General features: G+C 62.3%; 17 protein-coding genes and 1 pseudogene. 9 read left to right on the top strand and 9 right to left on the bottom strand.

Features of this window, described 5'->3' with window-relative positions; genetic code table 11:
- Positions 1-192 precede the first annotated feature (192 nt).
- Together OVY29_RS17055 and OVY29_RS17050 are read left to right on the top strand one after the other, a co-directional pair.
- Positions 193-2724, top strand: coding sequence for an exo 1,3/1,4-beta-D-glucan glucohydrolase (locus OVY29_RS17055; RefSeq protein ID WP_313911786.1), 2532 nt, complete (start codon positions 193-195; stop codon positions 2722-2724).
- A gap of 424 nt (positions 2725-3148) precedes the next feature.
- Positions 3149-4486, top strand: a complete 1338-nt coding sequence (locus OVY29_RS17050; RefSeq protein ID WP_058815882.1) for a tyrosine-type recombinase/integrase — start codon at positions 3149-3151, stop codon at positions 4484-4486.
- A gap of 146 nt (positions 4487-4632) precedes the next feature.
- Here OVY29_RS17050 and OVY29_RS17045 read toward each other — a convergent pair whose 3' ends face one another.
- On the bottom strand, positions 4633-5352 hold the full coding sequence (locus OVY29_RS17045; RefSeq protein ID WP_313912075.1) for a helix-turn-helix transcriptional regulator: 720 nt from the start codon (positions 5350-5352) through the stop codon (positions 4633-4635).
- Positions 5353-5479: 127 nt separating this feature from the next.
- Between OVY29_RS17045 and OVY29_RS17040 the strand changes: the two genes are divergently transcribed.
- Together OVY29_RS17040 and OVY29_RS17035 are read left to right on the top strand one after the other, a co-directional pair.
- Complete coding sequence (locus tag OVY29_RS17040; protein ID WP_313911785.1) at positions 5480-6208, top strand: class I SAM-dependent methyltransferase; 729 nt, start codon at positions 5480-5482, stop codon at positions 6206-6208.
- Between the two features lies 1 nt (position 6209).
- Positions 6210-6866: an alpha/beta hydrolase gene (locus OVY29_RS17035; RefSeq protein WP_313911784.1), complete on the top strand. Its 657-nt coding sequence runs from the start codon at positions 6210-6212 to the stop codon at positions 6864-6866.
- Between the two features lie 70 nt (positions 6867-6936).
- Here OVY29_RS17035 and istB read toward each other — a convergent pair whose 3' ends face one another.
- Complete coding sequence (gene istB / locus OVY29_RS17030; RefSeq protein ID WP_300501673.1) at positions 6937-7665, bottom strand: IS21-like element helper ATPase IstB; 729 nt, start codon at positions 7663-7665, stop codon at positions 6937-6939.
- Complete coding sequence (gene istA, locus OVY29_RS17025) at positions 7652-9166, bottom strand: IS21 family transposase (RefSeq protein WP_300501672.1); 1515 nt, start codon at positions 9164-9166, stop codon at positions 7652-7654. Before istA ends, istB begins: the two co-directional genes overlap by 14 nt.
- Positions 9167-9511: 345 nt before the next feature.
- Here istA and OVY29_RS17020 point away from each other — a divergent pair, with 345 nt between their 5' ends.
- Complete coding sequence (locus tag OVY29_RS17020; RefSeq protein ID WP_137889384.1) at positions 9512-10114, top strand: glutathione S-transferase family protein; 603 nt, start codon at positions 9512-9514, stop codon at positions 10112-10114.
- A 479-nt stretch (positions 10115-10593) separates the two neighbouring features.
- Here OVY29_RS17020 and OVY29_RS17015 read toward each other — a convergent pair.
- The 6 genes and pseudogenes from OVY29_RS17015 to OVY29_RS16990 form a co-directional block, all read right to left on the bottom strand.
- Positions 10594-10908, bottom strand: a pseudogene (locus OVY29_RS17015) (ATP-binding protein); the annotation flags it as partial.
- A 134-nt stretch (positions 10909-11042) separates the two neighbouring features.
- Positions 11043-14168 carry a TonB-dependent receptor domain-containing protein gene (locus OVY29_RS17010; RefSeq protein WP_058815464.1) on the bottom strand — a complete coding sequence of 1042 codons (3126 nt, stop codon included), beginning with the start codon at positions 14166-14168 and terminating at the stop codon, positions 11043-11045.
- A 118-nt stretch (positions 14169-14286) separates the two neighbouring features.
- The gene (locus tag OVY29_RS17005) at positions 14287-15384 is read right to left on the bottom strand and encodes an AbrB family transcriptional regulator (protein WP_058815465.1); all 1098 of its coding nucleotides are present in this window, start codon (positions 15382-15384) and stop codon (positions 14287-14289) included.
- On the bottom strand, positions 15377-16717 hold the full coding sequence (locus OVY29_RS17000; protein WP_058815466.1) for a CitMHS family transporter: 1341 nt from the start codon (positions 16715-16717) through the stop codon (positions 15377-15379). The genes OVY29_RS17005 and OVY29_RS17000 overlap by 8 nt, the downstream gene beginning before the upstream one ends.
- A 158-nt stretch (positions 16718-16875) precedes the next feature.
- On the bottom strand, positions 16876-18258 hold the full coding sequence (locus tag OVY29_RS16995) for a sensor histidine kinase (RefSeq protein WP_137889389.1): 1383 nt from the start codon (positions 18256-18258) through the stop codon (positions 16876-16878).
- 26 nt (positions 18259-18284) lie between these two features.
- Positions 18285-18953 (bottom strand): response regulator transcription factor, encoded by a 669-nt coding sequence (locus OVY29_RS16990; RefSeq protein ID WP_058815843.1) that lies wholly within the window; start codon positions 18951-18953, stop codon positions 18285-18287.
- 79 nt (positions 18954-19032) lie between these two features.
- Between OVY29_RS16990 and OVY29_RS16985 the strand changes: the two genes are divergently transcribed.
- From OVY29_RS16985 to OVY29_RS16970, 4 genes are all read left to right on the top strand, one after another.
- A complete protein-coding gene (locus OVY29_RS16985) occupies positions 19033-20172 on the top strand; it encodes an ABC transporter substrate-binding protein (protein WP_058815468.1) in 1140 nt (379 codons plus the stop codon).
- A gap of 459 nt (positions 20173-20631) precedes the next feature.
- Positions 20632-22284 carry a TolC family protein gene (locus OVY29_RS16980; protein ID WP_313911783.1) on the top strand — a complete coding sequence of 551 codons (1653 nt, stop codon included), beginning with the start codon at positions 20632-20634 and terminating at the stop codon, positions 22282-22284.
- Positions 22281-24449, top strand: a complete 2169-nt coding sequence (locus OVY29_RS16975; protein WP_313911782.1) for a type I secretion system permease/ATPase — start codon at positions 22281-22283, stop codon at positions 24447-24449. The genes OVY29_RS16980 and OVY29_RS16975 overlap by 4 nt, the downstream gene beginning before the upstream one ends.
- Positions 24446-25840 carry an HlyD family type I secretion periplasmic adaptor subunit gene (locus tag OVY29_RS16970; RefSeq protein WP_313911781.1) on the top strand — a complete coding sequence of 465 codons (1395 nt, stop codon included), beginning with the start codon at positions 24446-24448 and terminating at the stop codon, positions 25838-25840. Before OVY29_RS16975 ends, OVY29_RS16970 begins: the two co-directional genes overlap by 4 nt.
- The last annotated feature ends 101 nt before the right edge of the window (positions 25841-25941 follow it).

Genomic DNA, 25941 nt, shown 5'->3' with positions numbered 1-25941 from the left:
GACCGAATTCCGGAACCGGCAAGCGGACTCGAAGGGACGGTCAGCCTCGCGCTCCATTTTTGTTGCATAATCTTGTCAACGTTGTCAAACGATGTTTGGAAATCGACGATATATGGACTTATGCCTGTCAAGGTTGACATAAGAAAAATCCGGAAAGAATCGGCGAACGACGCCGCATCCGAGAGGGGATTTATGCTTTCAAAAATAACGGTTTATGCCATTGCCGTCACCGCCGCGACGGTTCCCGCGCTCGCGGCGCCGACGATGCGGGAAGCCGCTGCTTCCGACACATCGTCCGGCGCGGTCCATCCCGAGCAATGGCCCGAAGTCGCCTATCCCCAAATCCTGACCCCCAGCGGCGAGGCGCATGTCCGCGCGCTGCTGGCCCGCATGTCGGTCGAGCAGAAGGTCGGCCAGATCATCCAGGCCGACATCGGCAGCGTGACGCCCGAAGAAGTGCGCGAATATCATCTGGGCTCGGTGCTCAACGGCGGAAACTCGGGGCCAGGCGGCAACGACCTCGCTCCCGCGCACGACTGGCTCGCATTGGCCGACGCCTTTTACGCGGCGTCGATGGAGAGCACGCCGGCAATCCCCATCATGTGGGGCACCGATGCCGTGCACGGGCACAGCAATATCGTCGGCGCCACCCTGTTTCCCCACAATGTCGGCTTGGGCGCCGCGCGCGATCCCGGACTGATCGAGCGCATCGGCCGGATTACGGCGATCGAAATCCGCGTCACGGGTCAGGAATGGACTTTCGCCCCAACCGTAACGGTCCCCCAGGATTATCGCTGGGGGCGCGCCTATGAAGGCTATTCGTCGGACCCCGCGCTCGTCGCTTCCTATGTCGGCAGCATGATCCGCGGGCTGCAAGGACCGCCGTCGACCGCGCCGATACTGGCGGGACCGCATGTCGCCGCAAGCACCAAGCATTTCCTCGCCGACGGCGCCACCGTCGACGGCAAGGATCAGGGCGACGCGACCGTGTCCGAACTCGAACTGCGCCTCGTCCACGGCGCGCCCTATATTCCCGCGATGGAAAATGGCGTCGCCACCGTGATGACCAGCTTTTCGAGCTGGCAAGGCGTGAAGATCGCCGGGAACAAGGGGCTGGTCACCGATATATTGAAAGAGCGGATGAACTTCGGCGGCTTCGTCGTCACCGACTGGAACGCGCATGGCCAGGTCGCCGGCTGCAGCAACGCCAGTTGCCCCGTCGCCGCCAACGCCGGGATCGATATGTTCATGGCCCCCGACAGCTGGCGCGCGCTTTATGCGAGCACGCTCGCGCAGGTGAAGGACGGCACGATCCCGATGGCGCGGCTCGACGACGCGGTGCTGCGCGTCCTGCGCGTCAAGCAACGGCTGGGGCTGTTCGACGCGGGCAAGCCGTCGGCGCGCGCTTACTCGGGCCGTTACGAACTGCTCGGCGCGCCCGAGCACCGGGCCGTCGCCCGCGAAGCGGTTCGCAAATCGCTCGTCCTCCTCAAGAACACCGGCCTGCTGCCGCTCAGGCCGCAGGCGCATATCCTCGTCGCAGGCGACGGCGCCGACGACATCGCCCGCCAGTCGGGCGGCTGGACGCTGAGCTGGCAGGGGACGGGGCTCGATAACGGCGACTTTCCGGGCGCGACCTCGCTATGGCGCGGCATCGAGCAAAATGTCGCCGCGGCGGGCGGCAGTGCGGAGCTTGCCCCCGATGGCGACTATAAGCAGCGCCCGGATGCGGCGATCGTCGTCTTCGGCGAAACCCCCTATGCCGAATTTCAGGGCGACATCCCGTCGCTCCAGCTGCGTCCCGAACTGCGCCGCCCCTTCGCAACGATGCGCAAGCTGAAAGCGGCGGGAATCCCGGTGGTGGCGGTCATGATCACCGGTCGGCCGCTCTTCGTCAACGAAGTGCTGAACGAAGCCGACGCCTTCGTCACGGCTTGGCTTCCCGGTTCGGAGGGTGCCGGCGTCGCCGACCTGTTGTTCGCACGCAAGGACGGCACGATGGCTTTCGATTTCCAGGGACGCCTGCCGACGGCCTGGCCAGCGACGGCGAGGCAAGGCGGACCAACGCTGTTTCCTCTCGGCTATGGCCTGACCTACGCCGATGGATCGCAACCGTGGAAAAAGCTTTCGCAGGACAGCCAGGTTGCCGACGACGGCAGCGGCAGCGGCGTCTATTTCGACAAAGGCGAAGCAACGGCATCATGGTCGCTAATCGTATCGCAAGCCGATGGCAGCGATCCGTTGCGCGTGACGACGGTTCCTGCGACCGGCCTGTCGGGTCGCGCGACCGTCAACGCGGCCGATCACACCGTACAGGAAGGGGCGCGGCGCTTCGTCATCACTGCGGGCCCTGAGGGCGCTGCGATCGAAATCAACGCCCGGAATGCCATCGATCTTTCGAGAGAGACTAACGGCGACGTCATGCTGCTTGCGACCGTGAGGCTCGATGCGCCGCTCTCTGCGCCGGTTACCCTGTCGGTTCGCTGCGATGGCTCGGATTGCGGTCGTCCGCTTCTTCTGCCCGAATTTGCTGCGCTCGTGTCCGGCCAGTGGCGCGTAGTAGGCGTGCCGCTCAAATGCTTCGCGGCGACGGGCGCCGACATGTCACGCATAACCGCCCCGTTTCGCGTGGATACCCGTGGCAGCCTCAATATCAGTCTCTCGCGAGTCGCCTTGGGTAGCGGCGCGGAAGCCGACGTCGTCGCGAAATGCGCCGAGGCCTGACCATTTTTATCAATGGCCAGATGTTGCTGCTCGCCAAAGGACGACTTCGCGAAGACGCCATTCCTTCAAGAGCCGCAGCCATGTGGTGGCCAGCGGAGAGATCGAACGGCTGCTTGATGCTATCGGCGGGTTTCGATTTCCGCCGTCGGGATACGCGCTATCCGGATTCCCATCAAGTATTTGAAATGAAAAGGAAATGGCGCACCCGAAGGGATTCGAACCCCTGGCCTCTGCCTTCGGAGGGGGTACTAGCATGTTTGCGCCAGCCTACGCCAGAGCAAGTTTTTCTAACCTAAGTCACTATAATCAAACGCTATTCTTGATTTGTCGATCTGCGCTGCCGTAACCTTGAATTCGCCCTGATTTCCTTCCGCGTGCTTACGTGGTGCTTACGCGAAAACCGGGCCAAACGGGAGTAGGCTCGATGGTCAAACTGACCAAGCGCGTTGTCGATGCAGCTGTAGCAGAGACGAAGGACTATGTCCTCTGGGACGATGAACTCCTTGGCTTCGGGCTGCGGATATTCCCCACCGGAAAGCGCAGCTATCTCATTCAGTATCGCGCCGGAGGCCGCTCGCGTCGTTACACGATCGGCATCCACGGAGTCTGGACTCCGGAAACTGCCAGGCGGGAGGCCAAGTCCCAACTGGGCAGGGTTGCTCAAGGCGAGGACCCCGCCGAAGAACGGGCCGAACTCAACAAAGCGATGTCGATGAAGGAGCTCTGCGAGCTCTACATGCAGGATCTCAAGGACGGGCTCATTCTAGGCAAAGGGGGCCGTCCCAAGAAGCAATCGACCGTCGACATCGATCTGGGCCGGATCGAACGGCACGTCATCCCGCTCCTCGGATCCCGCCGCGTCAAGGACCTCTCGAAGGCGATCCTCACCAAAGCCATGCGCGATATCATGGCGGGTAAGACCAAAGCCTTCATCAAGACCAAAAAGCTCCGCGGCCGCGCCAATGTGCGTGGCGGGCCAGGCACGGCGGCTCGGACGCTAGGGTTGATTGGCGGAATACTGACCTATGCGGTCGATCTCGGCGTCATCGACAGCAATCCCGCGCATGGCATCAAGCGTCCCAAAGACAATGTCCGTTCGCGGCGTCTCAACGACGGCGAGTATCGAATTCTTGGCCGCATGCTCAAGGCCGCTGCGCAAATCGAGAAGTTCGGCCCGACGATCGATATCATTCGGCAAATCGCACTTACGGGTTGCCGACGCGGTGAGATTATCAATCTCAAATGGTGTGATGTCGATATCGACGGAAGTTGCCTTCGCCTCTCCGAGAGCAAGGAGGGAAAGTCGGTTCGCCCCGTCGGCTTGCCGGTTGTGGAGTTTCTGGAGCAGCGCCAAGGCGACGACAACGGCACATATGTGTTTCCTGGACCCCGTGGGGAGGACACAGCATTTGGCGGCTTTCCAAACCATTGGGACGAGATATTCTTGGGCTCGCCCCTCGAAGGCGTCACTGCGCATGTTCTGCGCCACAGCTTCGCCAGCATCGGTAATGACCTGGGCTTCACCGAGGTCACCATCGCCGCCCTTATGGGTCATGCGAAGGGGTCGGTAACGAGCAAATATATCCATGTCCTGGACGCGGCGTTGATTATGGCGGCCGACACACTGGCCGGCTACATTGCCGCCCTGCTCGACGGAAGAATCTTCAAGCAGCGTGCTTATTCGCTCGATCGCGCATCGCGGAAGGCGGCTCTCTCCGAGTTCCTCGAGCGACAGGAGGCACCAATTCGCAAGGCAGCCTAGCTGGGACAGGGTTACGCGGTTTTGGAGGGAGGCTTGAACTCCGATCGCAAGCCGCGCGTGACGATGGCAAGGATTCCGATGACTTAGATTCGCCCATTCCGGCCACCGTTGGAGCCGCAGCTAGCGGCGCGCCGAAGTTCGACCATCTACCTCCGCTTGGGCTGACCTTGGAAATACTTCCCCGGGGTGACGCCGGTCGCCTGACGGAACATACGGATGAAATTGCTGGCCGAGCCAAATGACAAATCTAGGGCGATATTGGTGATGGGCTCACCTTCGGCCAAGCGAACCAGAGCAGCCCGAAGCCGCACCTGTTTTCTGTAATCGGTAAAAGTCATATTCGCTTCAAGCTCGAATGCGCGAGCCAGGGTCCTACTGCTCGCGCCCAACTCGCTCGCCCACTCCGACAAGGGTTTGTCATTCCCCGGCTCCCGCGAGAGAGCGGCCTCGATTTTTCTTAGACGCGAGGACCGCAGTTGAGGGACGAATAGGGATGCCGCGATTTCGACGGACACTTCTTGGGAAAACAAGAGCGTCAAACTGACGCGCCGAGAGCGCGGCGCTGCCTTTTCGAGGGCAAAGATGCACTCGCGCAGGAGGCCACTCACCGCAACGATACCGGGAGCGTCTGGTAGCCGGCGGAGCACGCTGCCGCGACAGTAAACGCTGAGCATTTCGAAGCCCGCTGAAGTTTGCACCCGATGATCTTCATTGGAAGGAAGCCAGCAGGCTTGCTGGGGCGGCACGACCCAGCATCCAGCCGCCGTTTCGAGGATCATCACACCGCGGCTAGGATAGATGAGCTGCGCCGCAGGGTGGGCATGCCACGTGCCCCTGAACCCCGCCGGAAAGACCGAACGGTCCACTGAGAGGGCATCGGCCCCGCCTTCGGCAATTGTCACAATATGTCCGATCCAGAATATTCTTTGTCGTGCTAGCACATATCCGACGCAACTCGGATTGCTTACCAGACGCCATCAGGTGGAGTTGCAGATGTCGTTGAAGATGATCGAACAGCGGGAGCCAGAAGAGAGGCCTCGCCCGCACGGGGAGTATCGCAAGGAATTCCTATCGCGTGTGCTCGCCTTCAAGCCGTCGTCGATACTGGATGTAGGGTGCGGCAATGGTGCTTCGCTGCAGCTATTCGGCGAAGCCGATGTGGCCCACTGCGTCGGCATAGACCCGGAGGAAGAGGCCGTAGAGGAAGGACGCGCACTAGGTCTGGAAATACACCTCGGCCGAGCAGAGACACTTCCATTCCCGGATCAAAGCTTTGATGTGGTGACTTTGGAATACGCCGCGCACCATCTGGAAAACCTTCATAGGGGGCTTCAGGAGGCAATCCGGGTCGCACGTTTGGGTGTCGTGGTGTTGGATTGCTGGTACGATGCGGCCATTCCATCGCAACTGGCAGCACAGCTATATGACGAATGGACAAAGGCAATCGACCGTCGGGCCGGTCTTGTGCACAATCCCTGCCCCCAGCCAGCTGATCTCGCCGCCCCATTTCTGACCGCCGGCTTTAGGATCGACTATTCTTGTAGGCTTTTTCTCGTGCCCCTCTCCGTTTCCCAAATCGAATTATCGGCCAGACAGAGGCTTCACGAGATCCCGGAGCCTTGCGGATTGCGCGACGATCTGGAGAGGCTGCTTGATATAGCCCGATTAAATGGTCTTTCGGATGACGGCGCGATCATCCTCTCGGCAGCTCGTGGCGGTTAGCATGCGGACCGACATAATCGACATAACCTATTCCGGACCTGACGGCTGGCCGCTCTTTGCTGCGCTTGTAGATCCCTATCGCAGGCTGCCGACCGCCAACGTCGTTGTGCTCATGCATGGCGGCGGCCCTGATCACCAGAGTTTGATACCCTTGGCGCGCCAGCTGTGCGACCGGCATGCGGTACTGCTGCCCGATGTCCGTGGCTATGGCCGGTCCCTTTGCAGTGAGGAAGCGAAACACACCTGGGCGTCCTACGCAGCCGACGTGATCGCGCTTCTCGATCACCTGAAGGCAGATTCCGCCATTGTCGGCGGTGCGGGGCTCGGCGCCACGATCACTTTGCGAACCGCACTCGCCCATCGGGAGAGAGTGAGAGCGGCCATCTTGATCAGCGTTGAAGACATCGAAGACGACGAGGCCAAAGTAGCTGAAACGGCATTCATGAGAGAGTTCGCGGCGCGCGTCCGCGAAGAAGGGCTTTATGCTGCCTGGGCGCCAATACTGCCCAATTTGGCGCCAGTCATTCGCGAGATGGTTTACGACGCGATTGTCAATCGGCGTGCAAACGGGACCCCCTATCGGCGCGCAAAAGGGACCCCCTTTTCAAGATGGCGCAAGGTTGATCGGACACGCGCTCTTGCGCTGCGCGCGGCGTAGGGAGGGCGGAGCCCGACCGGAGGCGCGCGCAGCGCAAAGGCATCTTTTAATCGGAGGTCGGCGGGGGTGGTCAGCTGCGGTTTTTGAAGCGCCAGCTGTCATTGCCGGTCTCGACGATGTCGCAATGATGGGTCACGCGATCGAGGAGCGCGGTGGTCATTTTGGGATCCCCGAACACCGTGGGCCATTCGCCGAACGCGAGGTTGGTGGTGATGATGACGCTGGTCTGCTCGTAGAGCTTACTGATCAGATGGAACAGCAACTGGCCGCCTGAGCGGGCGAACGGTAGATAGCCCAGCTCATCCAGCACCACGAGATCGAGGCGGGCGAGCTGGGCGGCGAGTGCACCGCTCTTGCCGATCCTGGCCTCTTCCTCGAGGCGGGTCACCAGATCGACGGTGTTGAAGTAGCGGCCTCGCGCACCCGAGCGAACGACATTGGCGGCGATAGCGATGGCCAGGTGGGTCTTGCCGGTGCCCGTGCCGCCCACCAGGACGATATTGCGCCGTGCGGGCAGGAACGCGCCGCTGTGCAATGAACGCACCAGCCCCTCGTTGATCGGTGTGCCCTCGAACCGGAACGCATCGATATCCTTCACGACCGGCAGCTTTGCGGCCGCCATCCGGTATCGGATCGACGCGGCATGGCGATGCGTCGCTTCCGCCCGCAGAAGGTCGGTCAGTATCTCCATCGTGGTGCGCTGGCGCTGAAGGCCGGTGGTGACCGCATCGTCGAACGCGCCCGCCATGCCCTTGAGCCCAAGCCCGCGCATCGCCTCGATCATGTCATGCCGCAGCATCGAAGGTCCTCAGCTGGTCGTAACGGGCGCAGTCGGCGATCGGCGGATGGCGTAGCGCGCTATCCTCGGAGGTGATGATCGTAAGTGGGCGCGGCGGCTCGCGGCGGCGCGCCAGGATATTGAGGATCAGATCGTCGCTCGCCGTGCCGGTCGCCAGCGCTTCGCGCACGGCCGCTTCGACCGGATCCAGGCCATCGGTCAGCACGGCCGACAGCACACGGACGAACCGGCGGTCGGCATCGTCGCCGTTCCCCAGCTTGCGGCGCAGGCGAGCCAGTGCCGGCGGCAGATCCCAGTCCTGGAAGGGCGCACCGTTCCGTAGCGCGCCGGGCTTGCGGGCCAGCACCGGCAGATAATGCCAGGGGTCGTAAATCGTGCGGTTACGCCCGAAGTAGCGAGGATGCTCGGCGACAACCTCCTCGCCGCAGCGCACGATGATGCGGTCGGCATAGGCACGGACCTGCACCGTGCGCCGCGCCATCGTCGAGAGAACCGAGTAGCGGTTGCGGTCGAAGCTGATCAGGCAGGTGCCCGTCACGGCATGCTCGCTCTCGTTGAAGCCGTCGAACGGCCCCAGCATCGGTTGCAGTGCCGATCGTTCGATCTCCAGCGCCTGCGCCACGGTTAGCTCGCCCTGCTCAGGATGCGCCTGCCGTTCCGCCCAGCGCCGACACTCGGCCTCCAGCCAGCCATTGAGCTCCTCGAGGCTGGCGAACCGCAACCGGGGCTGGAAGAAGCGGCCCCGGATCGTCTGCACCTGGTTCTCGACCTGCCCCTTCTCCCATCCCGCCGCAGGCGAGCAGGCGGTCGGCTCGATCATATAATGGGCGGTCATGATCAGGAACCGCCGGTTGAAGACCCGTTCCTTGCCGGTGAACACGCTGGTCACCGCCGTCTTCATATTATCGTAGATGCCGCGCCCCGGCACGCCGCCGAAGAAGGCAAAGCCGCGCGCATGCGCGTCGAACAGCATCTCCTGGCTCTCGCGTGGATAGGCTCGGACATAGACCGCTCGCGATGCGCACAGTCGCATATGCGCGACCTTCACTCGCATCGGTGTGCCGGCGATCTCTACATCCTCATGGCTCCAGTCGAACTGGTAGGCCTCGCCCGGCTTGAACGTCAGCGGGATGAAGGCGGTGACACCATCGCCGGCATCCTTGCGCCGAAGGGCCTTCCAGCGCGCCGTGTAGCGGCGCACGGCATCGTAGGAGCCCTCAAAACCTTCGCGCACCAGCAGGTCATGGATCCGCGTCATCCGCAGCCGCTCGCGCCTGCCGCGCACCTCATTCTCTTCCAGCAGCGTATCGAGCCGATCCTGAAACGGACCGATCCGCGGCAGTGGCTGAACCTTGCGCTGATAGTCGAATGTGCCTTCCGGCGCTCGGATCGCCTTGCGGATCACCTTCCGCGACACATGCAAATCCCGCGCGATCGCCTTGATCGCCTTACCACCGGCATACTCGCGCCGAATCCGAACCACTGTCTCCAAAACCAACATCCCGATCTCGCCGCCTGATTATCCAGCCGGCTGCTTAAACCATCGAAATGAGGGGTCCCTTTTAGACGCCGATCACCCCGCTAACGGGGTCCTTTTTGCACGCCGGTCCACAGCCGAGGCCGCCGACATGCGCCGTGACAACCGCGAGGTGATCGACGCTTGCTTGCAGCGGGCCACCAAGGTCAGGCAGCCGGTGCGGTGCACGATTAGAGTGAGGAACCGGCAACTTTGAGCATATCGCGCGGGGCAGCCCGACGAAGCCTGCTGTCAGCAAACGACCGATAACGGCTTTCCGACAACAAAATCTCGTTGCGCAAAAGCTGCTGTTCGTGACAGCATCGGTGGATGCTAAAACTGCACTTTGCTCCCCTTACTCGCTCCGTCAGAATCAGATGGTTCTTGGAAGAGTTGGGGCTCGAATACGAGTTATTACGTTCAGAGTATAATCGAGACGGTAGCAGGGGATTCGCCCAGAATACCCCGTCAGGCCAATACCCATACATTGAAGACGGCGATGTCGCTCTTTCAGAGTCGGGGGCGATCGTCCAATATCTCTTGGAGCGGTATGGAAATGGGCAGCTCGAGCCGCCTATCGGATCAAAGGATCGTGCCGCCTATCTCTACTGGCTGCATTTTGCAGAAGGCACAGCCGCCAATGCCATCAATACGACCGTTTGGTTGACAGTCTACCGGGATGATGCGGATCGACATCAGGAAATCATCAGCGCGGTGCGTGACAGCGCAAACACGGTGTTTAACAAGATTGAAGCAGCCCTCGCTACCCAGCCATATATTACCGGAAACGATTTTTCGGCTGCTGACATCATGATGGGCTTTACACTGGGGTCCGCGAAGTGGCTTCAACTGCTCACCGATGCGCATCCCAAAACGCTTGAGTATGTTGACAGATTATTCGCCCGCCCGGCGTTGCAAAAGTCGCTTAGCTAAATTCGGCAATTTGGCTGCCTTGGTCTGCGATTGGCGATAATTCGACAGTCCAGATTTTACCATTTCCGGTGAGACGTGAGCCAAATAGTTGAGCATCATTCGCTATCCGAACGGCCAGTGGCCTAAAATAAGATTTGAAGCAGCGCTGTTTCCGTCCCGTTGCGTTCCGAATCATATCATTTCGGCCCACGGGAAATGTGGGAACGCCTGTGGTGTCAGGTTTGGGCAATTTTGAAGTTTTCACGTAAAATCAACGCGATAAACCGCTTGACTGGTGACCCCTACGGAAAACCCAAGTGTGTCAAACGGCGTTCAAACGGGACCCCCGATCGGCGTCGAAGAGGGAGCCCCTTTTCGGATATGATGTTGGTTTGTTGAGGTGAGCCTAGCGCTGCGTGCGGCGGAGGGCGGGCGTAGCCCGACCGGAGACGCGCGCAGCGCAAGATAGATTTTAAAGCGGCCGAACCGGGCGGCAATTTGCGGTTTTTGAAGCGCCAGCTGTCGTTGCCGGTCTCGACGATATCGCAATGGTGGGTGACGCGGTCGAGCAGGGCCGTGGTCATTTTGGGGTGGCCGAACACGGTAGGCCATTCGCCGAAGGCGAGGTTCGTAGTGATGATGACGCTGGTACGCTCATAAAGCTTGCTGATGAGGTGGAACAGCAACTGTCCTCCCGAGCGCGCAAAGGGCAGATATCCAAGCTCATCGAGCACCACCAGGTCGAGCCGCGATAGCTGTGCCGCCAGGGTCCCGCCCTTGCTGATCCGGGTCTCCTCTTCGAGGCGTGTCACCATTTAGGGCCAAGTAGCCCTATACGCGTCCGCTATCCGGCCGGAAGCACCCCAAAAAAGAGCTGGCTTCGGCGAAGCCAGCTCGAGTCAGGATGAACAGGTCTGCGAGAGCGCCGACATCATGATCGGCCCCATAGCTAGAATTTCGCCTTGATCGATGCGTAGAAGGAGCGCCCGATCACGTCGTAAGTCGCAGCATCGGTCGTCAGCGGCGAAGCGCTGATGAACGGCGGCGCCTTGTCGGTCAGATTCGTCACACCCAATCCGAAGGAGAAGCGCTTGTCGATATCGAAGTCCGCGTTGAGATCGAGATAATTGTAAGCCGGAACCCCGGGGGTCGCCGAGGCCGGATTGGCAACTACGTCCGAATGGACCATCGCCGAGATATGCCGCCACAGAAGTGACAGGCTGAAATCATCGTTTGAATAGGTGATGCGGGTGTTGATCTTCCACTCGGGATGCGAAATCCCGCCGCCGACACCGCCGAACCCGGCGCTTCCGGCATAGTTGAGCGTGGGTGATCCCAGAAGGCCCGCCACCTTGTACTGGCGCAGGTAGGATGCGGTCGTGCTGAATTCGAGCGCGCCCGCCGACGGCGACATCCCGAGCGCTTCGAGCCCGAAACCCCAAGTGAACTGGGTATCGATGCCTGCGACCGTGTAGGTGGCGAAGTTGAAGAGCCCCTGCTGGCCCAACGCAATCTGCCCGGTCAGAGGATCGCGCGAAATGCGCTGACAATAGGCGTTGTTCACCGAATAGGATGGATTGCTCGCGCCATCCGAATTGAAACAGCGCGGCAGGATATCCGAAAGCAGCAGCGATCCGATCGCGTCCTTGATCCGGATATTGTAATAATCCACCGACAGGCTGACCTTGTCGAACAGCTTGCTGTCGAAACGCGGTGTCAACACCACCCCGAACGAATAGGTCTTGGCCCGCTCCGGCGTCAGATTGACGTTACTGCCATCCTGCCCGGCGACGGTTGAAATGCCATAGGTATAGGTCGGATAGATCGCCGCGGGAACGCCCTGTGCCTGGCACAGCGCCTGCACCTGGCTCGCGCTCCCCCCGGTGCGATAGATGCTGCCGACCGCGCAGGGATCGCCCGCATTCGGGCCCGTCCCGATCGGCAGCTGCGCGACCGACGTCGGCCCGAACAGATTGCCGAGGCTGGGCGCGCGGATCGCGACAGAATAGCTGCCGCGCACGAACACCGGCTCGACGGGACGCCAGCTCAGATCGGCCTTGTAGGTGTGCTGCCCCCCGAACAGGCTATAATCCGAATAGCGATAGCCGAGGTTTGCTGTGAGTTCCTGGAAGAAGGGCGTATCCCTGAGGATCGGCACGAGCAATTCAGCGAAAACCTCGCTGACCTTCTGCTTCCCCGACGCCGCGCTCACAAATCCGTAGCCGATCGAATCGTTGGTCGAGAGTGTCGAATCGGGAAGATAATCGAACGAAGTCTGGCGGTTCCCGGCACCGAGCGCGAAGCTCAGATCACCCGCCGGAAGAGTGAAAAGAGGGCCCTGGATCGTCGCCTCGACGATCCTTTGCGACTGGTCGTTCACGTTGATGTTCGTGCGACCAACATATTCGAGGCAGCCCGGGCTGAGCGGATCGAGACCGAGCGGATTCCAAGCATAGCCGCGGCAGGTGCCAGCGGGGCCGCTGTAGTTGGCGGTCCCGTTGAGTACGCTCGTGACGGCCGCGAGGCTGATATCACCCGCCATCACGTTGACGAATTTCGACTTTCCGTAGGATCCGTAGACATTCCATTGCAACGAGGTGCCCGGAATTTCGCCTTTCAGGCCCAATACGGCTTGCCAGACGTCATTGTCGAAGGACGACAGGCGGTTGCCGAGCGTGGTCAGCGCCTTGGTGACGATGATATTTCCGGTCGGGGTTGGCGTGATCGAATTCAGAATGGCGCGCAGATCGGCGTTGCCCGTCAGGAAGGGATTGTTCTGGGGCACCAGCAAGGGTGCCGACGGTTTCGACGAGCCGGGCCCGGTCCGGCTGAAGGCTTCCGAACGCAGATAGCCGAATTGGGCATAGCCGGTAATTTCGGGGCTGAATTCATAGGTCAGCCGCGCAAAGGCATTGTAGCGTTTCAGCGGGACCTGGACGGCGAAATATTGGCCGAGTGCGATCTGGACCTGGCGGCAGTTGCTGCTGATGTTGAGGCCCACGACGCCCTGGTTGAGGCCGCGATAGTTCTGGACGCAATTGGTTCCGGCAAGGTCGGTGAATATCGTGCCGTCGCCATTGACCCCGATCGCCCCGTTATAGAGGCCGCTGCCGGAAATCGGCGTAGTTCCGGCATATCGCGCCAGAACGGCGTTGACGGCAGCGATCGTCGGCGCGCCGCCGCCATAGTTTCCGGCCGCGATAATGCCTTCCGGAGGGCGGGCAAGCTGCCGGATATTGGCGAAAAAGGGCCGGGCGCTGCCGATCACCGCCCCGCGTTCTGCATATTCCACGGCAAAGAGGAAATTGCCGCGGTCCTCGGCGAAATCCGCACCGAAGGCAGCGCTCACGCTGGTGGTATCGCCGTCGCCTTGGTCGGTAATCCCCTTTTTCGCGGACAGTTCGAGGCCGTCCAGATTTGTGCGCAGCTTGAAATTGGTAACCCCGGCGACCGCATCCGATCCATAGGTCGCCGACGCGCCGCCGGTGATCACCTCGACCGACCCGATCAGCGACGATGGAATGGTGTTGAGATCGATGGCGCCATCGGGGCTCGACGGCATGAGCCGGCGACCATCGAGCAAAACGAGCGAGCGGTTCGGGCCGAGCCCGCGCAGGTCGCTGTAGGACTGGCCGCCGCCAAAGCCGATGGTGCCCTGCGTGTCGCCGACCTCGGCGGCGCCTTGCCCACCCGCAAATTGCGGCAACTGTCCGATCACCTTGTCGAGCGAAGGCTGCCCCGTCGCGGAAAGTTCGCTTTCGCCGACGGTGGAAATCGGGCTAGAAGACCGCGCATCGCGGCGCGCGATCAGCGAGCCCGTTACGATAATTTCCGCATTGCCTGCCGCATCGGATGTTTCCGCACCTTCGACGGCGGTCGCGTCGACCTCCTGAGCGCGAGCGGTACCGGCCGGGACACCGATCAGGCCGGCGACGCATCCCGCGAGCGTCACGCTCGAAAGGCGGACGGCGGGAACGCGCGACACCGCGACCTTCGCCATCATCGCGATCGCAATCGATCCGCTACTGCTTTGCGAATAGGCCCATAGCTTCCGGGCGCGCACCTTGCCTGCCATAAATCCTCCCCTGACCGGTCTTGCCGATCACTTGTTGCGGACCCGATTCTTCGAGCCTCTTTTCCCACATTAGGCACGCAAGCTGTCACCAAGCTGTCGCCGCCCGACATGCAGGGAATCATGTCATAGCATTGATTTTACTAAATTTATTTGAAACGAACATGGCCACACGCGGTCCAAGCGACAAGGCGACCAGAAATCGCATCGCCTGCAACGACATCACGAGCGGCGTGTCGCTGTGCGTCGACACCGCGATGATCGCGATCGAATCGAGCCCGCCGGGACTGGTAGCGAGATAGGCCGTGACCGGATCGATGCCGAGTTGCCAGACCAGAAGGCCGCCCAGCCCGGCGCACATGGCGACCAGCACCAGCGAGGAAAGAATGATCCATGGCAGGCTGCGCGCCGCGCTGGCTACCACGTCGCGGCTGAACGTCAGGCCGATGCGCCAGCCGATGAAGGCGTAGGCGGCGGCGAGGAGCGGAGCCGGGGTTGCCAACGCCGCGCCCGACCACCAGTTCCACGCCGTGCCGATGACAATCGCGCTGATCATCGGCCCCGCCGGGATACGCAGTACCAGGCCGGCGACAACGCTCGCCAGCACGACCAGTAGGGTGACACCCAGCGCCGCGAGATCGAATCCTTGCCACAGCGCCACCGACCTGTCCGGAGCGGTATGGCCGTCGCCTACAAACACCAGCAGAACGGACGCCACAACGACGACGGTCAGGACGCGCATATAGGTAATAACCGCAACCAGACGCGCGTCGGCGCCATAGGCGTCGGCTAGAATCACCATCGGCGCCGCCCCGCCGGGGGCCGATCCCCAGATCGCGGCAGTGCCCGGCACCGCGCCCGACCGCATCAGGAGATAGCCGAGTACAAAACTCGCGGCAAAGACAGCGAAGGTCACGCCGACGAAGACGGGCCAGTCGTTCGCCAGCGTCGCCAGCAACCCCGGCTCGAAATAGCGCGCGATCAGACAGCCGATGACCGCCTGCGACGCGAGGAAGCAGGGGCGCGGCACGGTTACCGTCTTGCCTCGCATCGCAAGGACGATGCCGGCAAGCATCGGGCCGAGCAGCATGGCCGCCGGAACGGCAAGCAGTTCCAGCAATCCGGTCAGCGCGATCGAGAGTGCGAGCAGCGCGGCCCAGCGGGTCAGCGGAGGCCGCGGATATTGCTTCCCGGCCGCCTCGTCCGTGCCGTCATCCACCTGCAGCGACGAACGGGAACGCGCCGGTCAGGATCGCGGCGAAGAAAAAGACGACGCATGAGCCAAGCGCCCATTTGAGAGTGAAGCGCTGATGCTCGCCAAGCTCGATTCCGACGAAGCTCACGAGGAGGAAGGTCGAGGCGACGAGCGGGCTCAACAGATGCACCTGCTGCCCGACCAGCGAGGCGCGCCCCATCTCGACAGGACTGATGCCGTAATGCGTCCCCGTTTCGGCAAGGATGGGTACGATGCCGTAGTAAAAGGCGTCGTTGGAAATGAAGAAGGTAAAGGGCGCACTCAGCACGGCGGTGATCGGCGCCAGATAGGGACCCATGCTTTCCGGCACCGCGTGGGTCACCGTAGCGGCCATCGCATCGACCATTTGCGTCCCCGAAAGGATGCCGGTGAAGATGCCGGCGGCAAAGACCAGCCCGCCCACCGCGAGCGCGTTGCCCGCATGAGCCGACAACCGTTCGCGCTGTTCGTCGAGCGACGGGAAGTTGAGCATCATCGCGAGCGCAAAGGCGAGCATGAAGAGGACGGCTAGCGGCATGACGCCCATGACCAGCATTACCAGGAGCCCGAACGTGAGCGCGAGATTGAACCAGAAGAGCCGTGGACGCCGGGCCTCGACATGGCTTTCGACGTCGGCTGCGAGGATTTCGGATGCGGTCGCATCTTCGTCGATCGCATCGACCGGCAGCTTCGCCAGCCTGTCGCGTTCCTTCAGTCCGAAACGATAGGCGACGAACACAACCCAGGCCGCGGTCGCGATCATCGACGGGATCAGCGGCAGGAATATGTCGCTGACGTCGACATGGAGCGCGCTCGCAACCCGCGCCGTGGGGCCGCCCCACGGCAGCACATTCATCACCCCGCCCGCCATGATCACGACGCAGGCGAGCATCCGGACGTCCATTTTCATATGACGATAGACGGGCAGCATTGCCGCGGTGGTGATCATGTAGGTCGTCGCGCCGTCCCCATCGAGCGATACCATCAGCGCAAGCAGCGCGGAACCGATCATGATGCGGACGGGGTCGCCGTGTACGATGCGGACGATCGCACGGATTAACGGGTCGAAGACGCCGACATCGATCATCAGCCCGAAATAAAGGATCGCAAAGACCAGCATGACACCGGTCGGGGCGAGTTGCTTCACGCCGTTCATCATCATCGTGCCGAGGTCGGTCTGATAGGCCCCGAACAACAGAAATCCGACCAGCGCGAAAGAAACCGGCACGACAATCAGCGCGACAATGGCGGAAAGACGCTTGGTCATGATCAGCGTCATGAAGACGCTGACCATCGCGAAGGCGTAGAGAGACAACATGGTCCTGATCAGCCGAGTGGTGCCGCAGCCGGAGGCCGGACAAGGCCCCCCGCGCTTCGGCGGGCCGGCAAAGATGCCGGCATGTCCGCGCCTTGATGGATAGCCACAAATCCTCCCTCATTGCTGTTCCTGTTCCGGAACCTTGCACACCAACTAGCTCAGGGACCTTTCACCAAGCTGTCAGCGTCTGGCGGGAAAATAATCGTAAGCCGCAAACCGCGATCACCCGGACCGCCGTCGAGCCCGAGGTCAAGGCCGAGAGTCTCGGCGATCGAGTGGGCGATCGACAATCCCAATCCGCTGCCATCGTTCCCGGCGTGCGGGTTCAGCCGAATGAAGCGTTCAAAGACCTTTTCGCGATCTTCGGGCGGAATGCCGGGCCCGTCGTCCTCAACCCGGATCGCGGCGGGTCGCTCATCGACAATCACGCTGACCTGCCCGCCCGGCCGGTTATAGCGAATGGCATTGTCGACGATGTTGACGAGCATTTCCGTCGCCAGCGCCGTGTTGGTCCGGACCTCGACCGCGCGCTGCGGCGCGCCGAGATGCAGTCGAATCTGCCTTGCGCTCGCGACGGCCTCCTGCCCGCTCACGACATCGGCCGCTAACCGGCGAAGATCGGCCGGCTCAAGGATCACCCGTTCGGGATGTCCGCTATCAACGCGCGCCAGTGACAGCAGCTGGTTCAGCAAATGGCTGAGCCGGGCTCCTGCATCGTCGATATCTTCGATCGACCCTTTCGCTTCGGCGCTTCCCGGCTTCGCCCGCTTGAGGACCGCGACATGGGTGCGCAGGACCGACAGCGGTGTACGCATCTGGTGCGATGCATCGGCGGTAAACCGGCGAATGCCCGCAAATCCGCTGTCGAGCCGGGCGAGCATGGTGTTGAATGCACTGACCAGATCGCCGAGTTCGCCCGGAACGCCGGCAGCCGAAAGCGGGGTCAGGTCCTCCGCACCGCGTCGATCCATTTCGGCCTGCAAACGCTTCAGCGGAGCAAGGCCGCGACGCACGGCGATCGGCATCAGCATGGCTGCGGTAGCAATGAGCGCGAGCTCCAGCACCGCGAGCCCGACCAGCAGTCCACGCGCCATACGCTTGCGCGCATCGAGCGTTTCGGCGACCTGAACGACGATCGGCTCGCTGACCTGCGGCACGATCCGGGTAACCGCCACGATACGGACTTCATGTCCCAGGTATCGACTTTCGGCGAAAGTAAACTCCTCCTGCCGCGCCGGGTCGATCCGGATCTGGGGCAGGTCCGTATAGCCGGTCAGGATTTCGCGCCCCCGCCGGACGCTGTAATAGACATTGTCGCGCGCGTTATTCTCCAGCATTCCGAATACGGCAGGTGAAAGATCGAGGGTGATTTCGCCATCGTCGCTGCCCAGCGAGTCGGCTATGCCGCGTGATGCCGCGCTCAATATCCGGTCGTTAACGGCGCCGACCGTGCGGGTAATCGCAAAAGAACCGGCGACCCCGAGGACCAGCGCCAGCATCGCAACCGGCAGGACCAGCCATCCGAGCATCCGGCCCGTCAACGACCCTTCCCGCGGCCGGGCTGACTTCAACGCGGTTCGATCACATAGCCGAGGCCACGGATTGTCCGGATTGCAGGACCATCGGGCTCGAGCTTGCGGCGAAGGCGCGCGACATAAACCTCGATCGCGTTCGGTGACACGGGTTCATCGTAACCGAACACCTCCGCGCTCAACCTTTCCTTTGGCACGACCTTGCCCGTCTGCGCCGAGAGGCGTTCGAGGACGGCCCATTCGCGGCGCCGCAAATCGAGCGTCCGTCCGTCGACCGCCGCGATACGACGAGCAGGATCGATGGTCAGCCGGCCGATCGTCGTCAGCGGCGACGCCTCGCCCGCCGCGCGGCGCAGCAGCGCGCGAACGCGAGCCTCGAGTTCGCCCGCATCGAAGGGCTTCAGCAAATAATCGTCGGCGCCATGGTCCAGCCCCGCGATGCGGTCCTCGATCGCATCGCGCGCGGTCAGGACCAGTACGGGAACCTTGGATTCGCCGCGCCGGATCGCATTCAGGACGTCGAGGCCGGAAATGTCCGGCAGTCCGATGTCGAGCACCACCAGCGCATAGGGTTCCTCGCGGACGACCATCATCGCGGTTTCGCCGTCCTCGGCAACATCGACCGAATGCCCCGCGCTCCTCAGCAGTGCGGAAACACCGCGCGCGAGGGGCGGATCATCTTCGACAAGCAATATCCTCGCCATCGCTTCAATCTGGCGAAACTCGGCATATTGGTCCACAGGAGATTTAAAGGGAGAGTGACGTGCGAAGGGGAAAGCCCCGATGAAATCACGCGGCATCGTCCGTTGCCTCGGGCTCTGGGTCGGAATTTTTGGGCTTTCGGGTGGCTGTTCCCCGGACACCGACTATGCCGCGCGGGTTCCCGCGGGCTACGACGTTTCTTACGCGAACCTTGTCGAGGACGGCACGAAGGAAGGCCGGCTTGTCATCTGGTCGACGACCGACCGGAAGGTCATGCGCGATCTCCTGTCTGCATTCGAACGCGCCTATCCCGGGATAACGACCGACTATCACGATCTGTCCGCCCGCGATGTCCGCGACCGGTTTCTGGACGAAGAAAAGGCCGGGCGCGGAAATCCCGACCTCCTCCTTTCGTCGTCGATGGACATGCAGATCAAGCTCGTGAACGACGGCTATGCCCAGTCCTATGACTCGCCCGAAAAGGGAAATCTGCCCGATTGGGCGAACTGGAAGAATCAAGCCTGGGGCGTTACCGCCGAACCGGTTGTCATGGTCTACAACAAGGCGCTGCTGTCGCCCGAGCGTGTCCCGCGCAACCATATGGACTTCGTCCGGTTGCTCGAACAGCGCGACACGGAATTGCAGGGACGTATCGCGACCTATGATCCCGCTTCATCGTCGGTCGGCTATCTCTGTCTGTCGCAGGACAATGCCACCAGCGGTCACGTCTGGCAGATGGCTCATGGCCTTGGCGCCAACCGGGCCCGTTTTTTTTCGACTAGCGAAGAGGTGATCAAGGATGTTTCGAGCGGACGGTCGGTGATCGGCTATAATGTCCTCGGATCCTATGCCTTGGACGAGGCGGCTCGCAATCCCGAGCTGGGGGTCGTGTTCCCCGCCGACTACACGCTGGTCATGTCGCGGATCGCCATGATCCCGACCACGTCCGGCCATCCCAACGCCGCGCGGTTGTTTCTGGATTTTCTGTTGTCCGCCAAGGGCCAGGTGCTGCTTACCCGCCATGCGATGCCCTCGGTGCGCAGCGACGTGGAGCGGCCGATGGAACTGCGCGGCACCACGGCACCGATGCGAGCAATACGCGTAGGTCCTGAACTGCTCATCGCGCAGGACAAGCTGACCCGTAACCGATTCATGAAACAGTGGAATCGCGAAATTGAGGCCGGCGCAGCATCAAGCAAGCAGATTGGTCCAACAGGGTGATAGCGGACAACCTCACGGAGCGCTTTGGGCGCATTCTACCACCGATCAATCGGCCTTCTTCTTAGCCTGTAGGCAATACTTGCCGAGGCGTGCGCCAAAGCGGAGCCGCTCGCCTCCGGTAGACTCGGGCAAATCGCCCCAACGTTCAAATAGCCACTTCCAGCGAATTATAATACTGGTGTCTCCGGGAACGCGGGGATGCCGTTAGTGCGGCTTCAACATCGTCGCCCTTGGGTTCGCGGGCACACCTATGTTATAAGTCGCTTCAGGTCTCACTGTAACCCCGCAGTTTGGGCGGCCGATGACAACCGATCGGTGAGTATCTCGCCAACATGGATCAATTGACCGATTGACTCGCAGGTGATTGTAATCAAATGGCCCTCGGCCGACTCCTGACCTGTTGAGTCGGCTGCGGGGGCACTTAGGGTTGGGTAAACGGCGGCATCTGGACTTGCGCATATGAAGCGCAAGCTCGCGCGCAATATTGGCCGCGCGTTATTCATAACAGTTGCTCTCGGTCCAGCGGCTGCTGCCCAAGAGTCGCGCCTGAGCAGCATCCACGACGCCTACCCCGCCCCCGACCTCCCACTCGACGGCGAGTTTGTTGAGGACGCGCCGAACGACAGCCTGGCTCAAGCGATCGCCGATGCCTTTGTGACCAACCCGGAACTTGCCGCGCGCCGTTATGATTTGCGCGCGACCGACGATGAGATCGGTATCGCCTTGTCGGGGATCCGGCCGACAGCAGAGATGCAGTTGTCAGGCAGCTATGACTATATTTTGCCCGGTTCGATCACGCAGGCGGGACGGCCGATTTCGGATCGACTGAATGACCCGCACATCCAGCAAAACGGCGTCCAGACACAACTGGTGATCGACCAGCCAATCACAACCGGCGGACGCGTACGTGGCGCGGTGGCTTCCGCGGTCGCGACGAGCGCTGCGGGACGTGCGTCGCTTCGCGGCGCCGAAGGCGACCTGCTGGTCGAACTCATCGCTGCCTACAGCGATGTTCGCCGTGACCGGCGCTCGCTTGGCATTCGCGGCAGGAACGTTCGCGTCCTCGAAGCAACGCTCGACGAGATCGTTGCCCGGCGCGACGCTGGCGAACTCACCCGAACCGACATCGCGCAGGCGGAGACGCAGTTGCAGGCGGCACGCGTTCAGCACAATGCGGCCGAAGCGCAACTCGAAGCGAGTACCGCCGCCTTCGTCGCGATCGTCGGGCGCGAGCCCGGGATTTTATCGGAGGAAACGGATTTCCCGGGCTTGCCGGCCAGTGCCGACGAGGCTTTCGCGATTGCAGAAATCTCGAACCCGGATCTGGCAGCGGCGGTCGCGACCGAGAAGGCGTCGCGCGCGCGCATTGCCGCCGCCCGCGCCGAGGGCAACCCGCAGCTTTCGATCCAGGGCATCGCCGGAACGAATGGCCCCGCAGTGCCCTTCGACAGGCGCGAGCATGACGTTACTTTCACGGGCCGCGCGACCCTGACCGTTCCCATCGTCTCGGGCGGCCGCGTGCGCTCACTCGTCGCGCAGGCGAAGAACAGACAGAGCGCCGATGCGCTGCGTGTCGAGGCGACACACCGGCAGATGGTTCAGGCGGTCCTCAATGCCTGGAATCAGCGGGTGACCGCCGAGCGCAATGCCGAGGCGCAGGCACTGCAGCTCAAGGCGGCGCGCATCTATTACGAGGGCACCCTCGAAGAATATCGTGAAGGGCTCCGCTCGACTTTTGACGTGCTCTATGCGCAAAACTCGCTGCGTGAGACCGAGATCGCGTTGCTCGCGAGCAAGCGCGACCGCTTCGTGGCGCAGGCGATTCTGCTCAGGCATATCGGCCGCTTGGAAGCGCGCCAACTCCTTGCCAATGCGCCGGCCTATGACGCTGCGGCCTATGCGAAACGCGCGGCGCGGCGCGGCGCGCTTCCGAGCGATGTTGTCTTTCGCGCGATCGATGGCCTTGGCGCACCGGCAGTTCGTCCACAGCCTGTCGAGACGCCCACGCCGGCGGTCGATCCGGTGATGCTCCCTGGGGCAAGCGAGGCGCCGCCGCGTGGGCTGATGAAACACAGCATCAACATGCCGCCGGCGCGGGAGAGCGGACAGTGAATCCTGAACCATCCGTCGAGGCAAACTCGCGGGAACGCGACGACAGCGGACTGATCGCATACGCAACGATTCTTGCGCTGCACCGTATCGCGGTCGATCCGGCACAATTGCGCCACGGCACCGGGCACGACCGCGCGATCGACGCGGACGATCTCAAACGTATTGCCAAGCGTCAGGAAGAGGTGCGCGCGAGGTCCGTGCGCTCAACATGGGACAGGCTCAAGCAGACGCCGCTCCCCGCCATGGCCAACGGACCCGCGGGCTGGTTCATCATTGCCCGCGTCGGCGAAGACGACGCGCTGATCCAGCCGCCCTGCAAAAGCAGCGACGGCGTCCAGCCGCAGGTGATCAAGGTCGAGCGCGCGGCGCTCGAGGCGATGTGGTCCGGCGAATTGCTGCTGGTGACGACGCGCGAGGGAGTTGGCGGGGTGACGCGCGCCTTTGACGTCAGCTGGTTCATTCCGCAGATCGTCAAATATCGCCGACTCATCGGCGAGGTGCTGTTGGTGACGCTCTGCATCAATCTCCTGGGGCTCGCTTCGCCGCTCTTCTTCCAGAATGTGATCGACAAGGTCCTCGTCCACAACACGCTCGATACGCTCACGATCCTGGTGATCGGCTTCGGGGTCGTATCGATCTGGGAAACGCTGTTCGGATGGCTGCGAACCCGGCTTTATTCGGAAACGAGCCAGAAGATCGACGTCGAGTTGGGGGCGAAGCTCTTTCGCCATCTGCTCGGGCTCAACCTCTCCTATTTCGAAGCGCGCCGCGTCGGCGACGTCGCGATGCGCGTGCGGCAGCTGGAGACGATCCGCGAGTTTCTGACCAATGCGTCGCTGAGCGTGCTCGTCGATCCACTGTTCACGATCGTGTTCCTAATCGTGATGTGGTTCTATTCGGTGAAGCTCTTCATCATCGCGGTGCTTGCAATCCCCTGCTACGTCGCGGTCGCGATCTTCATCACCGGCCCGTTGCGCGCGCGGATCGAGGAGAAATTCGAGCGTTCGGCGGCGAACAATGCGCTGCTCATCGAGAGCATCGGGGGTATCCAGACGGTGAAGGCCGGCGCGGTCGAGCCGCAGTGGCAGGATCGCTGGGAACGCCAGCTCGCCGGTTACAGCTTTGCGTCGCAGAAGGTCATCAACCTCGGCAACACCGGTAGCCAGCTCATCCAGCTGATCTCGAAGATCAACATGGTGCTGATCCTCTATTTCGGTGCCAAGGCGGTGATCGACAAGGATATGACGGTGGGAGCGCTCGTCGCTTTCAACATGTTCGCGCAGCGGGTGTCGGGGCCGGTCATCCGCATGGCGCAGCTCTGGCAGGATTTTCAGCAGGTGCGCATCGCGATCGAGCGTCTCGGCGATGTGCTGAACCAGCCGGTCGAGCCGGGTACCGGCAGCCGCGTCGCGCTGCCCGCGCTCAAGGGCGAGGTGAGCTTCGACGCGGTCAAGTTCCGCTATGGCCTCGACGGGCCGTGGACGCTGGAGGACATCAATCTCGACGTTCCGGCGGGCTCGACGCTGGGGATTGTCGGCTCGTCAGGGTCGGGCAAATCGACGCTGACCAAATTGCTCCAGCGCATGTACGTGCCGGCCAGTGGACGCGTGCTGATCGATGGCGTCGATATCGCGCAGATCGATCCGGCGTGGCTTCGTCGTCAGATCGGCGTGGTGCTGCAGGAGAATCTGCTCTTCAATCGTTCGATCCGCGAGAATATTGCGCTCGCCAATCCAGCGATGCCGCTCGAGCATGTGATGGCGGCCGCCGAGCTTGCCGGCGCGCACGAATTCATCGTCAAACTGCCACAGGGGTACGACACACCGGTTGAAGAACGCGGCACCAATCTCTCAGGCGGACAGCGCCAGCGGCTCGCGATCGCGCGCGCGCTGGTGACCCAGCCGCGCATCCTAATCCTCGACGAAGCGACGAGCGCGCTCGATGCCGAGAGCGAGGAGATCATCCAGCGCAACCTGAAAGCGATTTCGGCCGGGCGTACGGTGATCATCATTGCGCACCGGCTGTCGGCGGTGCGCCAGTGCGACAATCTGATCGCGCTCGAACGCGGGCAGATCGTCGAGCGCGGGACGCATGAAGAGCTCATGCGCGCGGGCGGACGTTACGCCGACCTCCACCGCCGCCAGAGCGGAGGCATTCCAGCATGAGCGGCTGGCGGCATCATTGGGACGTGCTGAAAGAAGCGATCCGCGCGGATCGCGAGCGTCGCAAGGGTTTCATTCCGACCGAGGAGGCCGATTTCCTTCCCGCCGCGCTCGAGGTTGCCGAGCGCCCGGTATCACCGACCGGGCGGGTCGTTGCGTGGGCGTCGATGATCGGGCTCGCCATCGCGATCGTCTGGACCGTGTTCGGCAGGGTCGATGTCGTCGCTTCAGCACCTGGAACACTGATCCCAACGGGCAATATCAAGCTCGTCCAGTCGCCCGGCACAGGCGTAGTGCGCGCGATTTACGTTCGCAACGGCGATGCCGTCCGCAAAGGACAGGCGCTGCTCGATCTCGATCCGACGATCGTCGGCGCCGACCTTGCCGCCGCCGAAAAGGCGCTCGCCACCGCGGAGCTTGAAATCGCGCGCAATAGAGCAATTGCCGATGCCCTGTCGGGCAAGGGGCTCCGCTTCGTCGCGCCCTCAGGTACGCCTCCCGAAATCGCCGATACCCAGCGCCGGTTGATCGCTGCACAACTGGCCGAGATCGAGGCATCGGCCGCGAGCCTCGCGTCGGCGCGTGCGACCGCGCTATCCGACGCCAACGCCGCACGCGCCAATGCTGCACGGCTGGCGGACACGGTGCCGATCCTCGACCGGCAGATCGAGCGGATGCACCGCCTTGATGCCAAGGGCTATGCGCCGGGGCAGCGCCTGCTCGAAATGCAGCGCCAGCGTCGCGCTGAAGCGGGAGAGCGCGAAGTCGCGCTCACGCAGATCGCGCGGGGCGAGGCCGAGGCGCGCAAGGCTGGCGAGCAGATCCGCGAGACGCGCGAGACGGCGCTGCGCACCGCGCTCGCCGACCTCGCGAAGGCCGAAGGCGAGGCGATCCTGCGCCGCGAGGAGGTCACCAAGGCGCGGCAGATGAACCGCTTCCAGCGCCTCGTCGCCCCGGTCGACGGCACGGTTCAGAATCTCGAGGTGCACACCGTCGGCGGCGTGGTGGAGGCGGCAAAACCGTTGATGACCGTCGTCCCCGCACGCGGCGCGCTCGAGGTGCAGGCGAAGGTGCTCAACAAGGACATCGGGTTCATCCGTACCGGGCAGGAAGCCGCGGTGAAGCTCGAGGCCTTTTCGTTCACGCGCTATGGCGCGGTTCCCGGCCGCGTCGCACGGATCAGCCGCGACGCGGTGCAGGACAAGGATCTGGGGCTGGTCTACATTGTGACGGTCACGCTCGACCGCAGCTTCGTTGACGCCGACGGGCGGCGTTACGCGCTGGCGCCGGGGTTGGCCGCAACGGTTGATGTTAAGACAGGCACACGGCGAATAGTTAGTTATTTAATCAGTCCACTTCAGACAAGTATTTCTCAGGCCGGACGGGAAAGATAAATTGACCCCATGCGACGGTTTTTCGCGAAATTTTCGCAACGCGTTCGGAATGGCATCGATCAATAGTTGACGGCGCTCCCGAAATCAGATTGTCACAGGAT

The organism is Sphingopyxis sp. SE2, assembly GCF_032227185.1.
Classification (GTDB): domain Bacteria; phylum Pseudomonadota; class Alphaproteobacteria; order Sphingomonadales; family Sphingomonadaceae; genus Sphingopyxis.
The sequence above is the reverse complement of the archived record's forward strand: the minus strand, read 5'-3'. Positions and strand labels throughout refer to the sequence as shown.